Origin of the sequence: Pseudomonas fluorescens (genome assembly GCF_000967965.1) — a bacterium.
Lineage (GTDB): Bacteria > Pseudomonadota > Gammaproteobacteria > Pseudomonadales > Pseudomonadaceae > Aquipseudomonas > Aquipseudomonas grandcourensis.
In genome coordinates this window covers 18,604-35,392 of record NZ_LACC01000034.1, presented here as the reverse complement: position 1 = coordinate 35,392, position 16,789 = coordinate 18,604, and the positions used below count along the sequence as shown (strand labels likewise).

Genomic DNA, 16,789 nt, shown 5'->3' with positions numbered 1-16,789 from the left:
TCTGTTAAGATTCGCCATCCTCATTTTCATGTCTGCCAGTGGGCCTTCGGGCTATCGCTGGTGTTTTCGTTTTCTGGAGTTTTGCATGCTGTTGCCCATTCTTCTGTTGTCCGCCGCCGGCTTCACGGTGCTGACCACGGAATTCATCATCGTTGGCCTGTTGCCAGCTATCGCCCGGGACCTGGAGGTCAGCATCCCGCAGGCCGGTTTGCTGGTGACCCTGTTTGCTTTCACCGTGGCCGCGTTCGGGCCGTTCCTGACGGCGTATTTCGCTCGCTTCGAGCGCCGCAAGCTGTTCATCTCGGTGCTGATCATGTTCGGCCTGGCCAACACGCTCGCGGCGCTGGCGCCGAATATCTGGGTGATGGCGTTTGCCCGCTTGATCCCGGCGCTGGGGCTGCCGGTGTTCTGGGCCTTGGCCAGCGAAACGGCGGTGGACATCGTCGGGCCGGATTACGCCGGTCGCGCCATCGCCAAGATCGGCTTCGGCATCGTTTGCGCTACGGTATTCGGCATTCCCGTGGGCACGCTGATTTCCGATGCGTTTGGCTGGCGCAGTGCCTTCGCGATTCTGGCGGTCATCGCCTTTGCCAAGGCGTTGCTGCTGTTTATCTATCTGCCCAAGACCGACCTGCACCAGCATCAGGTGAGCTTTCGCTCGCAGTTCAAGATCCTGCGCAGCCCGCTGATGCTCGGTCACGTGCTGCTGTCAGTGATTGTGTTCAGCGGCATGTTCACCGCGTACACCTATCTGGCGGACATCCTTGAACGACTGGCCGGGTTCAACGGCACTGTGGTTGGCTGGTGCCTGATGGGCTTCGGCGCGGTCGGGCTGATCGGTAACTCCCTGGGTGGCCGGGCGGTGGATCGTCATCCGCTGATGGCGTCGATGATGTTCTGTGCATTCATGATTGCCGGCCTGGTGGCGCTGGTGCCGAACATCCATTCGCCGCTCGGTCTGGCGGCGGCGATGGGCATCTGGGGCGTGACCCAGGCGGCGTTGTTCCTGGTCAGCCATGTGCGCCTGATGAAAGCTGCGCCCGAAGCCCCGGCGTTTGCCGCGTCGTTGAACATCGCCGGGGGCAACCTCGGTATCGGTCTGGGCGCGATGATCGGTGGCCGGGTGATCGACAGTGTTGGCCTGCAAGGCCTTGGCTTTGCGGCCGCCGCTTTCATTCTGGCTTCGATACTGCTGGCCATCGCCCTGATGACCTTCAAGCCGCGCGAAGAGGTTACAGCGCTGTAAACAGCTCGCGTCGGGCACCTTCGGTAATGGCGACAATGCCGGGGTGCTTGACCTTGCGTTCCACTGAGATGGCATAGAACGACTCGCTCACCGCGTCGGTCTGGCCAATCACCTCCACGCCATACTGGCGTTGCACTTCATCGGCAATCACGCTCGGGCCAATGAAGATTCCGCTGCCGGATTGGCCGAAGGCCTGCATCAGGGCGCTGTCGTCGAACTCACCGACAATTTTTGGCTGGATCTGCTGCTCGGCGAACCAGCGTTGCAAGCGGCTGCGCACCACGGTTTCCGGCCCGGGAATCAACAGCGGCGCACCGTGCAGGTTGCGCGGAAAGTCGTGTCCATAACGTGCCGCCAGTTCCGGGGTGGCGAAGAAGCTGATCCCGCACTCACCAAGTTTCTGGCTGTAGCCCTTGATGTCCAGGTGCGACGGCATCGGGCTGTCGGAGATCACCAGGTCCAGGCGCTGGATCGCCAGGTCGGCCAACAAACGTTCAAGCTTGTCTTCGCGGCACGTGATGCGTAGCGGTTCGCTCAGTTCCATGGTCGGTGCAATCAGGCGATAGACGATGGACTTGGGCACCACGTCGGCCACGCCGACGCGAAACAGGATCTGCTGTTCATTGGGTTGTGCCCGCAGCATCAGTTCCAGTTCGCCACCGAGCTGGAACATTTGTTCAGCGTAGGGCAGGGCCTGGCGGCCGGCCTCGGTCAGTTCGAGTTGCCGTCCGACGCGCCGGAACAATTCAATGCCAAAGGTCTGTTCCAGTAATGAAATCTGCCCGCTGATGGTTTGTGGCGTGAGATTGAGCTGCTCGCAGGCACGCACGATGCTGCCGGTCTTGGCCACCACCCAGAAGTAATGCAATTGCCGATAGTTGAGCATGGTGTCTAACACTTCGTAAAAATCGAAGTATAACCGCTGAAAATACGAATTTTCCTGAAGTATTCATTTCCCTAGAATGCATCGCTATCAACGGGCCATCGTTTAGGTCCCGTTCGTTCTATCGAGGAAAGCATCATGAAGCTTAAAGCCACGGCACTGTTGATCACGTCTTTACTGGTACTGGCCGGTTGCGACCAGGCCGAGAAAAGCGCGCAACAATTGATGGGCAAGGCTGCCGAAAGCGCCAAACAGGCGATTGACGATACCCACAAGGCCGCCGAGCAAGCACTCAGTGACGCCACCAGCGGGTTGATCAGCAAAAAAGAATCATCGGAAAAAGAATCGGAAAAAACCGAATCTTCCTCCCAGGAAATCTAAACCGTATTACAACGAGTCAGGACTGACCCATGGACTACCTTTTACAACTTGCCGCCAGCCCCACCGCCTGGGTCGCCCTTGCCACCCTGATTGTGATGGAGATCGTGCTCGGCATCGATAACCTGATCTTCATCTCGATCCTGACCAACAAGCTGCCCTTGCACAATCGACAGCGGGCTCGGCGCATTGGTATCGGCATGGCGTTGATCCTGCGTCTGGGCTTGCTGAGCACCATCGCGTTCATCGTCCAGTTGACCGCACCGGTGATCGAGATTCTCGGCCACGCGTTTTCCTGGAAAGACATGATCCTGATTGCCGGTGGCCTGTTCCTGTTGTGGAAGGCAACCACCGAGATCCATCACAGCATGGACCCGGCACCGGAAGATCCGAAGTCGGCGACCTCGACCGTGACCCTGGGCTTCGCTGCCGCGATCGGTCAGATCCTGATGCTGGACATGGTGTTCTCCATCGACAGCATCATTACCGCTGTCGGCATGACCGAGCATTTGCCGATCATGGTGATCGCGGTGGTGGTGTCGGTACTGGTGATGTTGCTGGCGGCTGATCCGCTGGCCAAGTTCATCAACGACAATCCGACGGTGGTGATGCTGGCCCTGGGCTTCCTGATCATGATCGGCATGACGCTGATCGCCGAAGGCTTCGGCGCCCATGTACCGAAAGGCTACGTCTATGCGGCCATGGCATTCTCGGCTTCGATCGAGGTGTTGAACATGATGTCCCGCCGGGCCAGGCAGAAGCAGGTGGCCACTGAGGCTTAACCCACGCTAATAGAAACGGCCGCCTGGACTCCAAGGAGTGCAGGCGGCCGTTTTTGTTGGTATCGGATAAAGGTGGTGTCAGTGAGCGTTGGCGTGTTGGTTCGACGTCTCGTCCGCTTCTGGCGCAGGGGCTGGCTGGACAGGGTGATGGTGGCGGCGAGTAATGCGCAGCACGCCCCACAGCATGGCGGCGGCTACCGCCAGCCAGCCGCAAACCAACATTACTATGATCATGGTCAGGCTCATCTGTGCCTCCTCTTTGCCCTTCTTTGGGCACTCACGCTTCGCTATCATCTCTTCAGGGAACAGTCTAGCCGTTGCTGCATTTCAGGCTATTGACCGAAAGTCGTCTGTCACCAACCAGTTCGCTCTATCGAATTCACTCCACTACCGTTTAGAGCTATACCGTAGCGGCGCGGCGACCTATGATCGACGACCAAGCCGGGAATGGGATTGCCTGGCGTCTGAACCTGAACAAGAGAGAGATGATGGTGCGGGTATTTTCTCGAATTTTGTCGACCATGCTGATCGCCGGTTGCGTGGCAAGCCTGGTGGGCTGTGCCGGGAGCGTTGCGCCCGAGATCAAGCGCTTGCCGGAGCGAGTCGAACTCAGCGGCCGGTTCTACCGGGGCGATGCATACCAAAGCGGGCCGCAAGTGCTGGCCAGCATGCTGTCCCAGCAGGGCATCGTGATTACCCCGGGGCTGCTCGACAAACCCTTGCATTTGCCGGGGGGCGAAGCCCAGTTACAACAGAACATGCAGAACCTGGCCCGCGAGTACGGGATGGTCGTTTATCCCCTGGACAGCAACCTTGCGGCCTTGTTGACCCAAGTCGCCGCCGGTTATCCGGTGATGGTGCGCTTTACCGAAGGCTCGGCCATGTGGGCCGAACCGCGTTACGCCATTCTGGCCGGCTACAACCGCCAGAAGCAGACGGTCCTGCTGCGGGCCGGGATGAATCACCGCGAGCTGATGAGCTTCAGCTCCTTCGAGTCGGCGTTCAAGGACGCCGGAGGGTGGGCCGTGCTGATCCAGAATCCGACGCAAATCCCGGCCCAGGTCGATCAGCAGCGTTGGCTCAAGGCCGCCAACGATCTGGCCCAGGCCGGTCAGGAGCAGGCCGCCGCCAGGGCGAAAAAAGCCCTGGCCAGCCAGTAAGTCCGTTGGTCACCCGCCGGGCACCATCGCCCATCGCCAGCCTCTGATCTTAAGGGCCCGAAACATTACTTCGGGCCGAGATCAGGAGGCACCCATGGCTCATTCCAAAACGCCCGTCGGTCCGCACTCGGCTGAACACTCGTCTGGCAATGAGCTGGGTTTCGATCCCGATTCCCCGGACCTTGCCGATCCTCAGGTCGACCCGATCGGGCCCGCCAAGGCACCGAGGGACGTGAAACCGGGTGACAACCCCAAGGCTCCGGCCAAGCCCTATGATCCACTGGGTAATCTGAAGCCTTAGGTCCAATGGAGGTGCGTATGTCTACCGATTCCAGTTTCGACGACAAACGTCCGGAAACTGTCCCCACAACCCCCGAGCAAAGCACCGATCCAGTGATGGATCCCGACAGCCCGTTGAGGGACCCTCTGGCGCGGCCAACGGTGGTGCCCACTGAAAAGCCGAAGGGTTGGAGAGATCCAAGCACCGGCGACGGTATCCCGGATGACGACCAGATGCCGTTGCCCAACGACTGAATGTCGGGCGAAAAAAAGCCCCGAATGATCGGGGCTTTTCGTGCGTTGCCGATTTGTTACTTCGAGGCTTCAACCACGCCGCTTTGGCGTTGCTTGAGGTTCTTGTCCGATTTGTACTGCAGGGCCACAGAGGGCACGTCAGCACTGTGCCCGGTTTCGACCCAGTTGCGAATTCGCGTGGCATCGGCAAAGTGGGTGTACTTGCCGTAGGCGTCGAGGATCACCAGCGTAACCGGGCGATTCGCCATATGTGTCACCAGCACCAGGCAGTGACCAGCCTCGTTGGTGAAACCGGTCTTGGTCAGCTCGATGTTCCAGTTCGCTTTGTTGACCAGATGGTCGGTGTTGCGGAAACCCAGGCTGTAGTTGGGCTTGCGGAACGACACGGTTTTTTCCTTGGTGGTACTCAGCTCGGTCAACAATGGGTACCTGTGTGCAGCGACCAGCAGTTTGCTCAGGTCGCGGGCGGTGGATACGTTGCGCGGCGACAGGCCGGTGGGCTCGACGAAGTGGGTGTTGGTCATGCCCAGCGCCTTGGCCTTGGCGTTCATCGCGGCGATAAACGCGGCGTAGCCACCTGGATAGTGGTGCGCCAGGCTCGCGGCGGCGCGGTTTTCCGATGACATCAAGGCGATCAGCAGCATTTCCCGGCGCGGCATTTCGCTGTTGAGCTTGACCCGCGAGTACACACCTTTCATTTCCGGCGTGTCGCTGATGTTGATATTGATGTATTCGTCCATGTTCTGGCGGGCTTCAACCACCACCAGGCCCGTCATCAGCTTGCTGACTGAAGCGATGGGGACGACCACGTCAGGATTGCTGGCGTAGATGACTTTATTGGTCTGCATATCCACGAGCAGGGCGCTGCCGGAAGCGATCTTGAGATGTGAAGTATCTCGCGGGGCTGCGGTGGTTTCGCCAGCGTTGGCGATTGGCGTGATGAAAGTCCCTGTAACTGCAAAAAATAGGCTCAGGATGGAAAGACGGATTTTCACGCTGGCAGACTCATAAGGTGTTGATAAGCCGTTTTGTAACGGGCTATTTCGTAAAAAGCGCGACATTCTGGAGTATGGCTGAATAACTGTCGATGGTTGATCAAGTAACAGGTGAAAGTCCTGAGAAACATGAAAAAAAAGTCATTTTCCGTCGGGTGGTCGAGGTCGTTTTGCAGGCAAAAAAAACCCCGCCAGGGGGCGGGGTTCATCGTCACGCTGTCAGTGTCCGCGTTGAAACTCAGCTGTGCAGGGTTTCAGCGGCGTAAAGGGTGTTTTCCAGCAGGCAGGCACGGGTCATCGGGCCTACGCCGCCCGGTACCGGAGTGATCCAGCCGGCGCGGGGCAGGGCGGTTTCGTAGATCACGTCACCGACCAGCTTGCCGTCGTCCTGACGGTTGATGCCGACATCGATCACGATTGCGCCTTCCTTTATCCATTCGCCCTTGACCAGGCCCGGCTTGCCAGCGGCGACAACAACCAGGTCCGCACGGCCGACATGACCGGCCAGGTCCTTGGTAAAGCGGTGGGTGACGGTCACGGTGCAACCGGCCAGCAGCAATTCCATGGCCATCGGGCGGCCAACGATATTGGACGCGCCGACAACCACGGCATCCATCCCGTAAAGGTCGACACCGGTGCTTTCCAGCAGGGTCATGATGCCTTTGGGGGTGCAGGGGCGCAGCAGCGGGATACGCTGGGCCAGGCGACCGACGTTATAAGGATGGAAACCGTCGACGTCTTTATCCGGACGAATGCGTTCCAGCAGCCTGGAGGCGTCAAGGTGTTCGGGAAGCGGAAGCTGAAGCAGAACGCCGTCGATTGCAGGATCGTCGTTCAGGCGATCGATCAGCTCGGTCAGCGCTTCTTGAGTGGTTTCGGAAGGCAGGTCATAGGCTTGGGATAGAAAGCCGACCTCTTCACAGTCTTTACGCTTGTGCGAGACATAAACCTGAGAGGCAGGATCGCTGCCGACCAGGATCACCGCAAGGCCGGGCGTGCGCAGGCCTTGCTGGCGACGCTCGGTGACACGTTGGGCGATCTGCTGGCGCAGGCTGGCGGCGATCGATTTGCCGTCGATAAGTTGTGCAGTCATTGCGCGTGATTAACCATCGAGAGGGGAAAAAAAGAGAACGCATTCTCGCATGTCGTGCGGTGAGGGCAAAGGCGCTTGGTCTGCAAATTCCCCTAACTCCTTTAATTAAATGAATTTTTTTTAAAAAGGATTTGACGACCTTCGGGTGGCTCTATACTATTCGTCGCACTTGTCGGGCACAGCCTAGCACTGGTTAGGAAGGTTGAGCGGGATTACGATTCTGCGAGACTGGAAAGCACTTAGTTTGTAGTCCTCCAAGGTTACAGCTAACAAGGCGCCCGTAGCTCAGCTGGATAGAGCATCCGCCTTCTAAGCGGATGGTCGCAGGTTCGAGTCCTGCCGGGTGCGCCATTAGGCAGCTTTGGCACAAGTAGCGCGATATGGTGGGCGTAGCTCAGTTGGTAGAGCACGGGATTGTGACTCCCGTTGTCGTGGGTTCGATCCCCATCGTCCACCCCATATTTCGAAAGGCGCCAGATTAACAGTCTGGCGCCTTTGCTTTAAAGGCTTCACCCGCGGATGTGGTGGAATTGGTAGACACACTGGATTTAGGTTCCAGCGCCGCGAGGCGTAAGAGTTCGAGTCTCTTCATCCGCACCAATTAAAGCTTCACTCAGGCGTTTGACCTGGCTGGAGCTTGATAAAGAAGTTTGTTTGGCTTCTTTAACAGGCAATATGGTGGGCGTAGCTCAGTTGGTAGAGCACGGGATTGTGACTCCCGTTGTCGTGGGTTCGATCCCCATCGTCCACCCCATATTTCGAAAGGCGCCAGATTGAAAAGTCTGGCGCCTTTTTTGTTTCAGCGGCCGCAGGTTCCGGGTCGCAGGGGTAGGGCGTTTCGTCGTATTTATGTTTCTCGATGATGCAGTCCTGCCCGCCGGCCTTGCTTGCGAGATCGGCTGTCAGGGAGATGATTGGCGACCTTGTCTATATGTAGAAAGGTTGGCGCAGAGCCCTGGCGTGATTGGTTGTATTTGCCATCGGGGCGAGGTGCATTCGTGCATTCGCACCTATAAATTGCCTGCTGCGTTTTTACCCGTTTTCAGTAGGGTGACTTCTTGAGTTTGACCCACTAGAATGCATGCCCTTGATTCTGGGGTCGGAAACGGCCGGCTAACGTCTGTGCAACGAGGAATATCCATGCAAGTTTCTGTTGAAAATACTACTGCTCTTGAGCGCCGCATGAGCGTCACCGTGCCGGCTGAGCGCATCGAGAGCCAGGTCAACAAGCGTCTGCAGCAGACCGCCCAAAAGGCCAAGATTGCTGGCTTCCGTCCAGGCAAAGTGCCAATGAGCGAAATCAAGCGCCGTTTCGGTGCTGACGCTCGCCAGGAAGCTGTAGGCGACGTGATCCAGTCTTCCTTCTACGAAGCTGTGGTTGAGCAGAAGCTGAACCCGGCTGGTCAGCCTTCGATCGAGCCAAAATCCCTGGAAGCGGGCAAGGACCTGGAATACGTAGCCGTATTCGAAGTGTTCCCTGAGTTCACCGTTGCCGGTTTCGAAGGTATCACCGTAGAGCGCCTGAGCGCTGACGTGTCTGATGCCGATCTGGACAAGATGCTGGACATCCTGCGCAAGCAGAACACTCGTTTCGAAGTGGCCGATCGCGCCGCTCAAAACGAAGACCAACTGAACATTGACTTCGTCGGCAAGGTTGACGGTGAAGTGTTCGCTGGCGGTTCCGCCAAGGGTACTCAGCTGGTTCTGGGTTCCGGCCGCATGATCCCTGGTTTCGAAGATGGCCTGGTTGGCGCAAAAGCCGGTGAAGAACGCGTTCTGAACCTGACTTTCCCAGAGGACTATCAGAACCTGGACCTGGCTGGCAAAGCCGCCGAGTTCACCGTGACCGTCAACACTGTTTCCGAGCCAAAGCTGCCAGAACTGACCGAAGAGTTCTTCGCTCAATTCGGCATCAAGGAAACCGGTCTGGAAGGCTTCCGCGCCGAAGTTCGCAAGAACATGGAGCGTGAGCTGCGTCAGGCTATCAAATCCAAGGTCAAGAATCAGGTGATGGACGGTCTGCTGGCCACCAACCCGATCGAAGTGCCAAAGGCTCTGCTGTCCAACGAAGTTGACCGTCTGCGCGTGCAGGCTGTTCAGCAGTTCGGTGGCAACATCAAGCCTGACCAGCTGCCGGCCGAGCTGTTCGAAGAGCAGGCCAAGCGCCGTGTAGTGCTGGGCCTGATCGTGGCTGAAGTGGTCAAGCAATTCGACCTGAAGCCTGACGAAGCCCGCGTTCGCGAGATGATTCAGGAAATGGCTTCGGCCTACCAGGAGCCTGAGCAAGTTGTGTCCTGGTACTACAAGAACGACCAGCAACTGAACGAAGTTCGCTCGGTTGTGCTGGAAGAGCAAGTTGTGGATACTGTTCTGCAGAAAGCTAGCGTGACCGACAAATCGGTCTCTTACGAAGAAGCGGTCAAGCCGGTAGAAGCACCACAAGCCGACTGATCACTTTTGCGGTAAGAAGCAAACACCATAAGCCAGCTTTCGAGCTGGCTTATGCGTATTCAAGACATAACTATTTGGGAGTGACTGCAGAGCATGTTCCGTAATTCGTATATTCAGCAGAACTCTGATATCCAGGCCGCAGGCGGCCTGGTCCCGATGGTTGTCGAGCAGTCCGCTCGTGGCGAGCGCGCCTACGACATCTACTCGCGTCTCCTCAAGGAGCGGGTGATCTTTCTGGTTGGTCCGGTAGAGGACTACATGGCCAACCTGATCTGTGCGCAATTGCTGTTCCTTGAAGCGGAAAACCCGGACAAGGACATCCATCTCTATATCAACTCCCCGGGCGGTTCGGTGACGGCTGGCATGTCGATCTACGACACCATGCAGTTCATCAAACCCAACGTGTCGACCACTTGTATCGGTCAGGCGTGCAGCATGGGCGCGTTCCTGCTGACTGCCGGTGCACAAGGCAAGCGTTACTGCCTGCCGAACTCGCGTGTGATGATTCACCAGCCACTGGGTGGTTTCCAGGGCCAGGCGTCGGATATCGAAATCCATGCCAAGGAAATCCTCTTCATTCGCGAGCGTCTCAACACGCTGATGGCCAAGCACAGCGGGCGCACTCTCGAAGAAATCGAGCGCGATACCAACCGCGACAACTTCATGAGTGCAGATGCCGCGCGTGAGTACGGGTTGATCGATGAAGTGATCAGCCAGCGTCCTGCTTAAACCAAGCAGCTCAAAATAAGGTTGGTCGGCGGGTCCGATCACCAGCGGGCTTGAAAAAGCCCGCAATAGCCTTCATCTTGTGTTGCAAGCCTATCGGATTTGGATCGAACGAATGACTGACACCCGCAACGGCGAGGACAACGGCAAGCTGCTCTATTGCTCCTTCTGTGGCAAAAGCCAGCATGAAGTGCGCAAATTGATTGCCGGCCCCTCGGTCTTTATCTGCGACGAGTGCGTCGACTTGTGCAACGACATCATCCGCGAGGAGGTGCAGGAAGCACAGGCCGAAAGCAGCGCGCATAAATTGCCTTCGCCTAAAGAAATCAGCGGCATCCTTGATCAGTATGTGATTGGTCAGGAGCGTGCGAAAAAGGTTCTGGCCGTAGCGGTGTACAACCACTACAAACGCCTGAATCAGCGTGACAAAAAGAATGACGACGTCGAACTCGGCAAGAGCAACATCCTGCTGATCGGCCCGACAGGCTCGGGTAAGACCCTGCTTGCCGAAACACTGGCCCGCTTGCTGAACGTTCCGTTCACCATCGCCGACGCAACCACCCTCACCGAGGCGGGTTACGTGGGTGAAGATGTCGAGAACATCATTCAGAAGCTGTTGCAGAAGTGCGATTACGACGTGGAAAAAGCCCAGATGGGCATTGTCTACATCGATGAAATCGACAAGATTTCGCGCAAGTCTGACAACCCGTCGATCACCCGGGACGTTTCTGGTGAAGGCGTGCAACAAGCCCTGCTCAAGTTGATCGAAGGCACGGTCGCTTCCGTTCCACCACAAGGTGGTCGCAAGCATCCGCAGCAGGAATTCCTGCAGGTCGACACCCGTAACATCCTGTTTATCTGCGGTGGCGCGTTCTCTGGTCTTGAGAAGGTCATTCAAAACCGTTCCACCAAAGGTGGCATCGGTTTCAACGCAGAAGTGCGCAGCAAGGAAGAAGGCAAGAAAGTCGGTGAGTCCCTGCGTGAAGTCGAGCCTGACGATCTGGTCAAGTTCGGTCTGATCCCGGAATTCGTCGGTCGTCTGCCGGTACTTGCCACGCTGGACGAGCTTGACGAGGCTGCACTGATGCAGATCCTCACCGAGCCGAAAAATGCCCTGACCAAGCAGTATGCCAAGCTGTTCGAGATGGAAGGCGTTGATCTGGAATTCCGTTCCGACGCTCTGAAGTCGGTCGCCAAGCGTGCCCTGGAACGTAAAACCGGTGCCCGTGGCCTGCGATCGATTCTCGAAGGTGTGTTGCTCGACACTATGTATGAAATCCCCTCGCAATCCGAGGTGAGCAAAGTAGTGATCGATGAAAGCGTGATAGAAGGCAAGTCCAAGCCACTGTACATCTACGAAAACAGTGAGCCGACCGCCAAGGCCGCGCCAGACGCTTAAGCGTCACGCAGCCGGTACAAAGAAGGGGCCTTCGGGCCCCTTTGCTTTTTGCGCGTTTTACACAGTCTTTGTGCTTGTTTTTTTTGAAGGCTGCCCCCATCTTGGTTTCAAGCTTACTTCCATCTGTTTCCGGCCTTACGGCCGCCGTAGAGGCGAAATCATGAAGACAACCATCGAATTGCCTCTCCTGCCATTGCGTGATGTCGTGGTTTATCCGCACATGGTTATCCCGCTGTTCGTGGGGCGCGAGAAATCCATCGAAGCCCTCGAGGCTGCGATGACGGGTGACAAGCAGATTCTTCTGCTGGCCCAGAGAAACCCGGCTGACGACGATCCCGGTGAAGAGGCCCTGTACCGCGTTGGTACGATTGCCACCGTTCTGCAGCTGCTGAAGCTGCCTGACGGAACGGTCAAGGTTCTGGTCGAAGGCGAGCAGCGGGGTGCCGTTGAGCGCTTCAGTGAAGTGGATGGCCACTGTCGTGCCGAAGTCTCCCTGATCGACGAAGTTGAAGCACCAGAGCGCGAGTCGGAAGTGTTCGTTCGCAGCCTGCTGTCTCAGTTCGAGCAATATGTGCAGTTGGGCAAGAAAGTCCCGGCTGAAGTCCTGTCGTCGCTCAACAGCATCGATGAGCCAGGCCGCCTGGTAGACACCATGGCCGCGCACATGGCCCTGAAGATCGAACAGAAGCAGGAAATCCTCGAAATCATCGATTTGTCGGCCCGGGTCGAGCATGTTCTGGCGCTGCTGGATGCCGAGATCGATCTGCTGCAAGTCGAAAAACGCATTCGCGGCCGCGTCAAAAAACAAATGGAGCGCAGTCAGCGCGAGTACTACCTGAATGAGCAGATGAAGGCCATTCAGAAAGAGCTCGGCGACAGCGACGAAGGTCACAACGAAGTCGAAGAGCTGAAAAAGCGTATCGATGCCGCCGGCCTGCCGAAAGAAGCGCTGGCCAAGGCGACGGCCGAACTGAACAAGCTCAAGCAGATGTCACCGATGTCCGCGGAAGCGACCGTGGTGCGCTCGTACATCGACTGGCTGGTTCAGGTGCCGTGGAAGGCCCAGAGCAAGGTGCGCCTGGACCTGGCGCGTGCAGAAGACATTCTGGATGCCGACCACTATGGCCTCGAAGAGGTCAAGGAACGCATCCTCGAATACCTCGCCGTGCAAAAGCGCGTGAAGAAAATTCGTGGTCCGGTGTTGTGCCTGGTCGGTCCTCCAGGGGTGGGTAAAACATCCCTGGCGGAGTCGATTGCTCACGCCACCAACCGCAAATTCGTGCGCATGGCCCTCGGTGGCGTGCGTGACGAGGCGGAAATTCGTGGCCATCGCCGTACTTACATCGGTTCGATGCCAGGAAGATTGATTCAAAAGATGACAAAAGTGGGTGTCCGCAACCCGCTGTTCCTGCTCGATGAAATCGACAAGATGGGCAGCGACATGCGTGGCGATCCGGCATCGGCGTTGCTGGAAGTGCTCGATCCGGAGCAGAACCACAACTTCAACGATCACTATCTGGAAGTCGATTACGACCTGTCCGATGTGATGTTCCTGTGCACCTCGAACTCGATGAACATCCCGCCGGCGTTGCTGGACCGGATGGAAGTGATCCGTCTGCCGGGCTACACCGAAGACGAGAAGATCAACATCGCCGTCAAATACCTTTCGCCAAAGCAGATTACGGCCAACGGCCTGAAGAAAGGCGAGCTGGAGTTTGACGCAGAAGCGATCCGCGACATCATCCGCTACTACACCCGTGAAGCCGGTGTGCGTGGGCTGGAGCGCCAGATTGCCAAGGTCTGCCGAAAGGCGGTCAAGGAACATGCGCTGGAAAAACGCTTCTCGGTGAAGGTCACCGCAGACATGCTGGAACACTTCCTGGGCGTGCGTAAATTCCGCTACGGCCTGGCCGAGCAGCAGGATCAGATCGGTCAGGTGACCGGGCTGGCGTGGACTCAGGTAGGTGGCGAACTGCTGACTATCGAAGCGGCCGTCGTACCGGGCAAGGGCCAGTTGATCAAGACCGGTTCCCTGGGTGACGTGATGGTCGAATCGATCACTGCGGCCTTGACCGTTGTCCGCAGCCGGGCGAAGAGCCTGGGGATCCCCCTGGACTTCCATGAGAAGCGCGACACGCACATCCATATGCCAGAAGGGGCGACTCCCAAGGACGGCCCTAGCGCTGGTGTAGGCATGTGTACGGCCCTTGTATCGGCATTGACCGGCATTCCGGTGCGCGCGGATGTCGCCATGACCGGCGAAATCACGTTGCGTGGCCAGGTATTGGCCATTGGCGGCTTGAAAGAAAAACTGCTGGCGGCCCATCGTGGCGGAATCAAGACCGTGATCATTCCTGAAGAGAATGTGCGCGATCTCAAAGAGATTCCGGACAATATCAAGCAGGATCTACAGATTAAACCGGTTAAATGGATTGACGAGGTCCTGCAAATTGCGCTGCAATACGCGCCGGAGCCCTTGCCGGATGTGGCTCCGGAGATAGTCGCGAAGGATGAGAAACGCGACGCAGATTCTAAGGAAAGAATTAGCACGCATTAAGTACGTATTTGCCTGGGGGGCTTTCTTGACAGCTTTTTAGAGCCCTTGTTATAAAGCGGCTCTTAAGTGTCTGTAGGCCATTCAGCACTCGTTTTTGCTTTCACCAAAAAAACTTAGAATCATACTCAAATAGATATAAGGGGACTTAGAGTGAACAAGTCGGAACTGATTGATGCTATCGCTGCATCCGCTGATATCCCGAAAGCTGCTGCTGGCCGTGCGCTGGACGCTGTAATCGAATCCGTCACTGGCGCTCTCAAGGCTGGCGACTCTGTTGTTCTGGTTGGTTTCGGTACCTTCTCCGTAACTGATCGTCCGGCTCGCATTGGTCGTAACCCACAGACCGGTAAGACGCTGGAAATCGCAGCAGCCAAAAAACCAGGTTTCAAAGCCGGTAAAGCACTGAAAGAAGCTGTCAACTAAGTTCGATTCAGGTTTTTACCCATCCGGGTCGGGGTCATGCCTGACTTGGCAGCGGAGCGGCAGTCCTGACAGCAGGTCGCCGGTTCAAGACACCGAGGGTCGCCAGTTCGAGCCCTCGATCCGCTCCGCCAGTTACGAGAAGGCGCATCCTCGGATGCGCCTTTCTTCTATCCGGACTCTACCCACGCTCCACGGTTGCCTAATTTTGAAGTTCAACCGTTTCTGGGGGACGCATGCTGCAGAATATCAGGGACAATTCACAAGGCTGGATTGCCAAGACTATTATCGGGGTCATCGTTGTTCTGATGGCTTTGACCGGTTTCGATGCCATCTTCAAGGCTACGTCGCACAGTAATGATGCGGCCAAGGTCAACGGCGATGAAATCAGCCAGAACGAACTGAGCCAGGCGGTCGATATGCAACGCCGCCAGCTCATGCAACAGCTGGGCAAGGATTTCGATGCTTCCTTGCTGGATGAAAAAATGTTGCGCGACTCGGCTCTGAAGGGCCTGATCGATCGCAAGCTGCTGCTGCAAGGCGCAGAAAACTCGAAATTCGCTTTTTCCGAAGCGGCGCTTGATCAGGTCATCCTGCAAACACCCGAGTTTCAGGTTGATGGCAAGTTCAGTTCCGATCGTTTCGACCAAGTGATTCGCCAACTCGGCTATACCCGCATGCAATTCCGCCAGATGCTGGCTCAGGAAATGCTGATTGGTCAGCTGCGTGCCGGTCTGGCCGGTAGCGGTTTCGTGACCGATGCACAGGTGCTGGCGTTTGCCCGTCTGGAAAAACAGACCCGCGATTTCGCTTCCCTGAACATCAAGGCCGACCCGGCAGCGGTGAAACTGACCGACGATGAGGTCAAGGCTTACTACGACGAGCACGCCAAGGAATTCATGACGCCGGATCAGGTGATCATCGATTACCTCGAGCTGAAGAAGGCTTCCTTCTTCGATCAGGTTAGCGTCAATGACGAAGACCTGCAGGCGGCCTATCAGAAAGAAATTGCGAACCTGTCCGAGCAACGCCAGGCGGCGCACATTCTGATTGAAGTGAACGACAAGACCACCGAGGCTCAAGCCAAGGCGAAGATCGAAGAGATTCAGGCCCGTCTGGCCAAGGGCGAGAAGTTCGAGGCCCTGGCCAAGGAGTTCTCCCAGGATCCGGGTTCGGCGAACAACGGCGGTGACCTGGGTTATGCCGGTCCTGGCGTCTACGACCCGGCGTTCGAGAAAGCCTTGTATTCGTTGGCCAAGGACCAGGTTTCCGCGCCGGTTCGCACCGATTTCGGGTATCACCTGATCAAGCTGTTGGGCGTGGAAGCGCCTGAAGTACCGACATTCGCCAGCCTGAAAGACAAGCTGACCCGTGGTCTGAAGACCCAGCAGGTCGAGCAGCGTTTCGTCGAAGCGAGCAAGCAACTGGAAGACGCCTCGTTCGAAGCCTCTGACTTGGCTCAGCCAGCGCAGGACCTGAAACTGACCGTCCACACGTCCAAGCCGTTCGGCCGTGAAGGCGGTGAGGGTATTGCGGCCAACCGTGCCGTGATCACTGCCGCGTTCAGCCCGGAAGTGCTGGATGAGGGTGCGAACAGCACCGCCATCGAGCTCGATCCGGAAACCGTGGTCGTGTTGCGTGCCAAGGAGCACCTGAAGCCTTCGCAATTGCCGCTGGAAAGCGTCTCTGCCGCGATCCGTGTGCAATTGGCCAAGGAACACGCCAGCGCCGATGCCAAGACCAAGGCTGAAGCCCTGATTGCCAGCCTGCGCGATGGCAAGACCCCGCTGGATCAGGCGGTCGACGGCCAGGCCTGGAAAGTCACCGAGGCGGCTACTCGCGCTCAGGAAGGTGTCGACCCAGCGGTGCTGCAAGCGCTGTTCCGCATGGCGAAGCCTGCGGCCAAGGACAAACCGACCTTCACCAGCGTGACGCTGACTGATGGCAGCCTGATGATCGTGCGCCTCAATGGCGTGAACGAAGCCGCGGCGCCGACTGAAGAAGAGAAAGCGCAGTATCGTCGCTACCTCGCTTCGCGCATCGGCCAGCAAGACTTTGCGGCTTATCGCAAGCAGTTGGAAAGCCAGGCAGACATCAAGCGTTACTGATGCCTGACCAGGTTTGACGCTGCACAGGAGACCCCGGCCGAAAGGCCGGGGTCTTTT

The 16,789-nt window shown here is 57.3% G+C and carries 16 protein-coding genes and 4 tRNA genes; 16 read left to right on the top strand and 4 right to left on the bottom strand.

Going from position 1 to position 16,789, the window contains the following annotated elements; translation table 11 throughout:
- Nucleotides 1-85 precede the first annotated feature (85 nt).
- Nucleotides 86-1,246 carry an MFS transporter gene (locus tag VC35_RS24310; protein ID WP_046043061.1) on the top strand — a complete coding sequence of 387 codons (1,161 nt, stop codon included), beginning with the start codon at nt 86-88 and terminating at the stop codon, nt 1,244-1,246.
- On the opposite strand, the gene nhaR is transcribed toward VC35_RS24310, so the two are convergent.
- On the bottom strand, nt 1,233-2,132 hold the full coding sequence (gene nhaR / locus VC35_RS24305) for a transcriptional activator NhaR (protein ID WP_046043060.1): 900 nt from the start codon (nt 2,130-2,132) through the stop codon (nt 1,233-1,235). The two genes, VC35_RS24310 and nhaR, sit on opposite strands and share 14 nt — an antisense overlap.
- Before the next feature lie 135 nt (nt 2,133-2,267).
- Here nhaR and VC35_RS24300 point away from each other — a divergent pair, with 135 nt between their 5' ends.
- Both VC35_RS24300 and VC35_RS24295 read left to right on the top strand, forming a co-directional pair.
- Nucleotides 2,268-2,510 (top strand): hypothetical protein, encoded by a 243-nt coding sequence (locus VC35_RS24300; protein ID WP_008048837.1) that lies wholly within the window; start codon nt 2,268-2,270, stop codon nt 2,508-2,510.
- 29 nt (nt 2,511-2,539) lie between these two features.
- Nucleotides 2,540-3,289, top strand: a complete 750-nt coding sequence (locus VC35_RS24295) for a TerC family protein (protein WP_046043059.1) — start codon at nt 2,540-2,542, stop codon at nt 3,287-3,289.
- Between the two features lie 78 nt (nt 3,290-3,367).
- On the opposite strand, the gene VC35_RS24290 is transcribed toward VC35_RS24295, so the two are convergent.
- Nucleotides 3,368-3,535: a hypothetical protein gene (locus VC35_RS24290; protein ID WP_185754846.1), complete on the bottom strand. Its 168-nt coding sequence runs from the start codon at nt 3,533-3,535 to the stop codon at nt 3,368-3,370.
- Between the two features lie 179 nt (nt 3,536-3,714).
- Between VC35_RS24290 and VC35_RS24285 the strand changes: the two genes are divergently transcribed.
- From VC35_RS24285 to VC35_RS24275, 3 genes are all read left to right on the top strand, one after another.
- Nucleotides 3,715-4,449 carry a peptidase C39 family protein gene (locus tag VC35_RS24285; RefSeq protein ID WP_046043057.1) on the top strand — a complete coding sequence of 245 codons (735 nt, stop codon included), beginning with the start codon at nt 3,715-3,717 and terminating at the stop codon, nt 4,447-4,449.
- A gap of 94 nt (nt 4,450-4,543) precedes the next feature.
- Complete coding sequence (locus tag VC35_RS24280) at nt 4,544-4,750, top strand: DUF6021 family protein (protein ID WP_046043055.1); 207 nt, start codon at nt 4,544-4,546, stop codon at nt 4,748-4,750.
- Nucleotides 4,751-4,767: 17 nt separating this feature from the next.
- Nucleotides 4,768-4,983, top strand: a complete 216-nt coding sequence (locus tag VC35_RS24275; RefSeq protein WP_007977127.1) for a hypothetical protein — start codon at nt 4,768-4,770, stop codon at nt 4,981-4,983.
- A 56-nt stretch (nt 4,984-5,039) separates the two neighbouring features.
- On the opposite strand, the gene pbpG is transcribed toward VC35_RS24275, so the two are convergent.
- Nucleotides 5,040-5,978 (bottom strand): D-alanyl-D-alanine endopeptidase, encoded by a 939-nt coding sequence (pbpG, locus tag VC35_RS24270; RefSeq protein WP_046043053.1) that lies wholly within the window; start codon nt 5,976-5,978, stop codon nt 5,040-5,042.
- A gap of 238 nt (nt 5,979-6,216) precedes the next feature.
- Nucleotides 6,217-7,071: a bifunctional methylenetetrahydrofolate dehydrogenase/methenyltetrahydrofolate cyclohydrolase FolD gene (gene folD / locus VC35_RS24265; protein WP_046043051.1), complete on the bottom strand. Its 855-nt coding sequence runs from the start codon at nt 7,069-7,071 to the stop codon at nt 6,217-6,219.
- 274 nt (nt 7,072-7,345) lie between these two features.
- Between folD and VC35_RS24260 the strand changes: the two genes are divergently transcribed.
- The 10 genes from VC35_RS24260 (at nt 7,346) to VC35_RS24215 (ending at nt 16,732) form a co-directional block, all read left to right on the top strand.
- Nucleotides 7,346-7,422, top strand: a tRNA-Arg gene (locus tag VC35_RS24260).
- Between the two features lie 32 nt (nt 7,423-7,454).
- Nucleotides 7,455-7,530 (top strand) — tRNA-His (locus tag VC35_RS24255).
- Nucleotides 7,531-7,586: 56 nt separating this feature from the next.
- A tRNA-Leu gene (locus VC35_RS24250) sits at nt 7,587-7,671 on the top strand.
- A gap of 78 nt (nt 7,672-7,749) precedes the next feature.
- Nucleotides 7,750-7,825: transfer RNA gene (locus VC35_RS24245), tRNA-His, on the top strand.
- A gap of 386 nt (nt 7,826-8,211) precedes the next feature.
- Complete coding sequence (gene tig, locus VC35_RS24240) at nt 8,212-9,522, top strand: trigger factor (RefSeq protein WP_046043049.1); 1,311 nt, start codon at nt 8,212-8,214, stop codon at nt 9,520-9,522.
- Between the two features lie 93 nt (nt 9,523-9,615).
- Complete coding sequence (gene clpP / locus VC35_RS24235; protein ID WP_015094302.1) at nt 9,616-10,251, top strand: ATP-dependent Clp endopeptidase proteolytic subunit ClpP; 636 nt, start codon at nt 9,616-9,618, stop codon at nt 10,249-10,251.
- Nucleotides 10,252-10,363: 112 nt separating this feature from the next.
- Nucleotides 10,364-11,647 carry an ATP-dependent Clp protease ATP-binding subunit ClpX gene (gene clpX / locus VC35_RS24230; RefSeq protein WP_007982210.1) on the top strand — a complete coding sequence of 428 codons (1,284 nt, stop codon included), beginning with the start codon at nt 10,364-10,366 and terminating at the stop codon, nt 11,645-11,647.
- Between the two features lie 160 nt (nt 11,648-11,807).
- Nucleotides 11,808-14,204 carry an endopeptidase La gene (gene lon / locus VC35_RS24225; protein ID WP_046043048.1) on the top strand — a complete coding sequence of 799 codons (2,397 nt, stop codon included), beginning with the start codon at nt 11,808-11,810 and terminating at the stop codon, nt 14,202-14,204.
- A 150-nt stretch (nt 14,205-14,354) separates the two neighbouring features.
- On the top strand, nt 14,355-14,627 hold the full coding sequence (locus VC35_RS24220) for an HU family DNA-binding protein (protein ID WP_002552737.1): 273 nt from the start codon (nt 14,355-14,357) through the stop codon (nt 14,625-14,627).
- Nucleotides 14,628-14,860: 233 nt separating this feature from the next.
- Nucleotides 14,861-16,732 (top strand): SurA N-terminal domain-containing protein, encoded by a 1,872-nt coding sequence (locus VC35_RS24215; RefSeq protein ID WP_046043045.1) that lies wholly within the window; start codon nt 14,861-14,863, stop codon nt 16,730-16,732.
- The last annotated feature ends 57 nt before the right edge of the window (nt 16,733-16,789 follow it).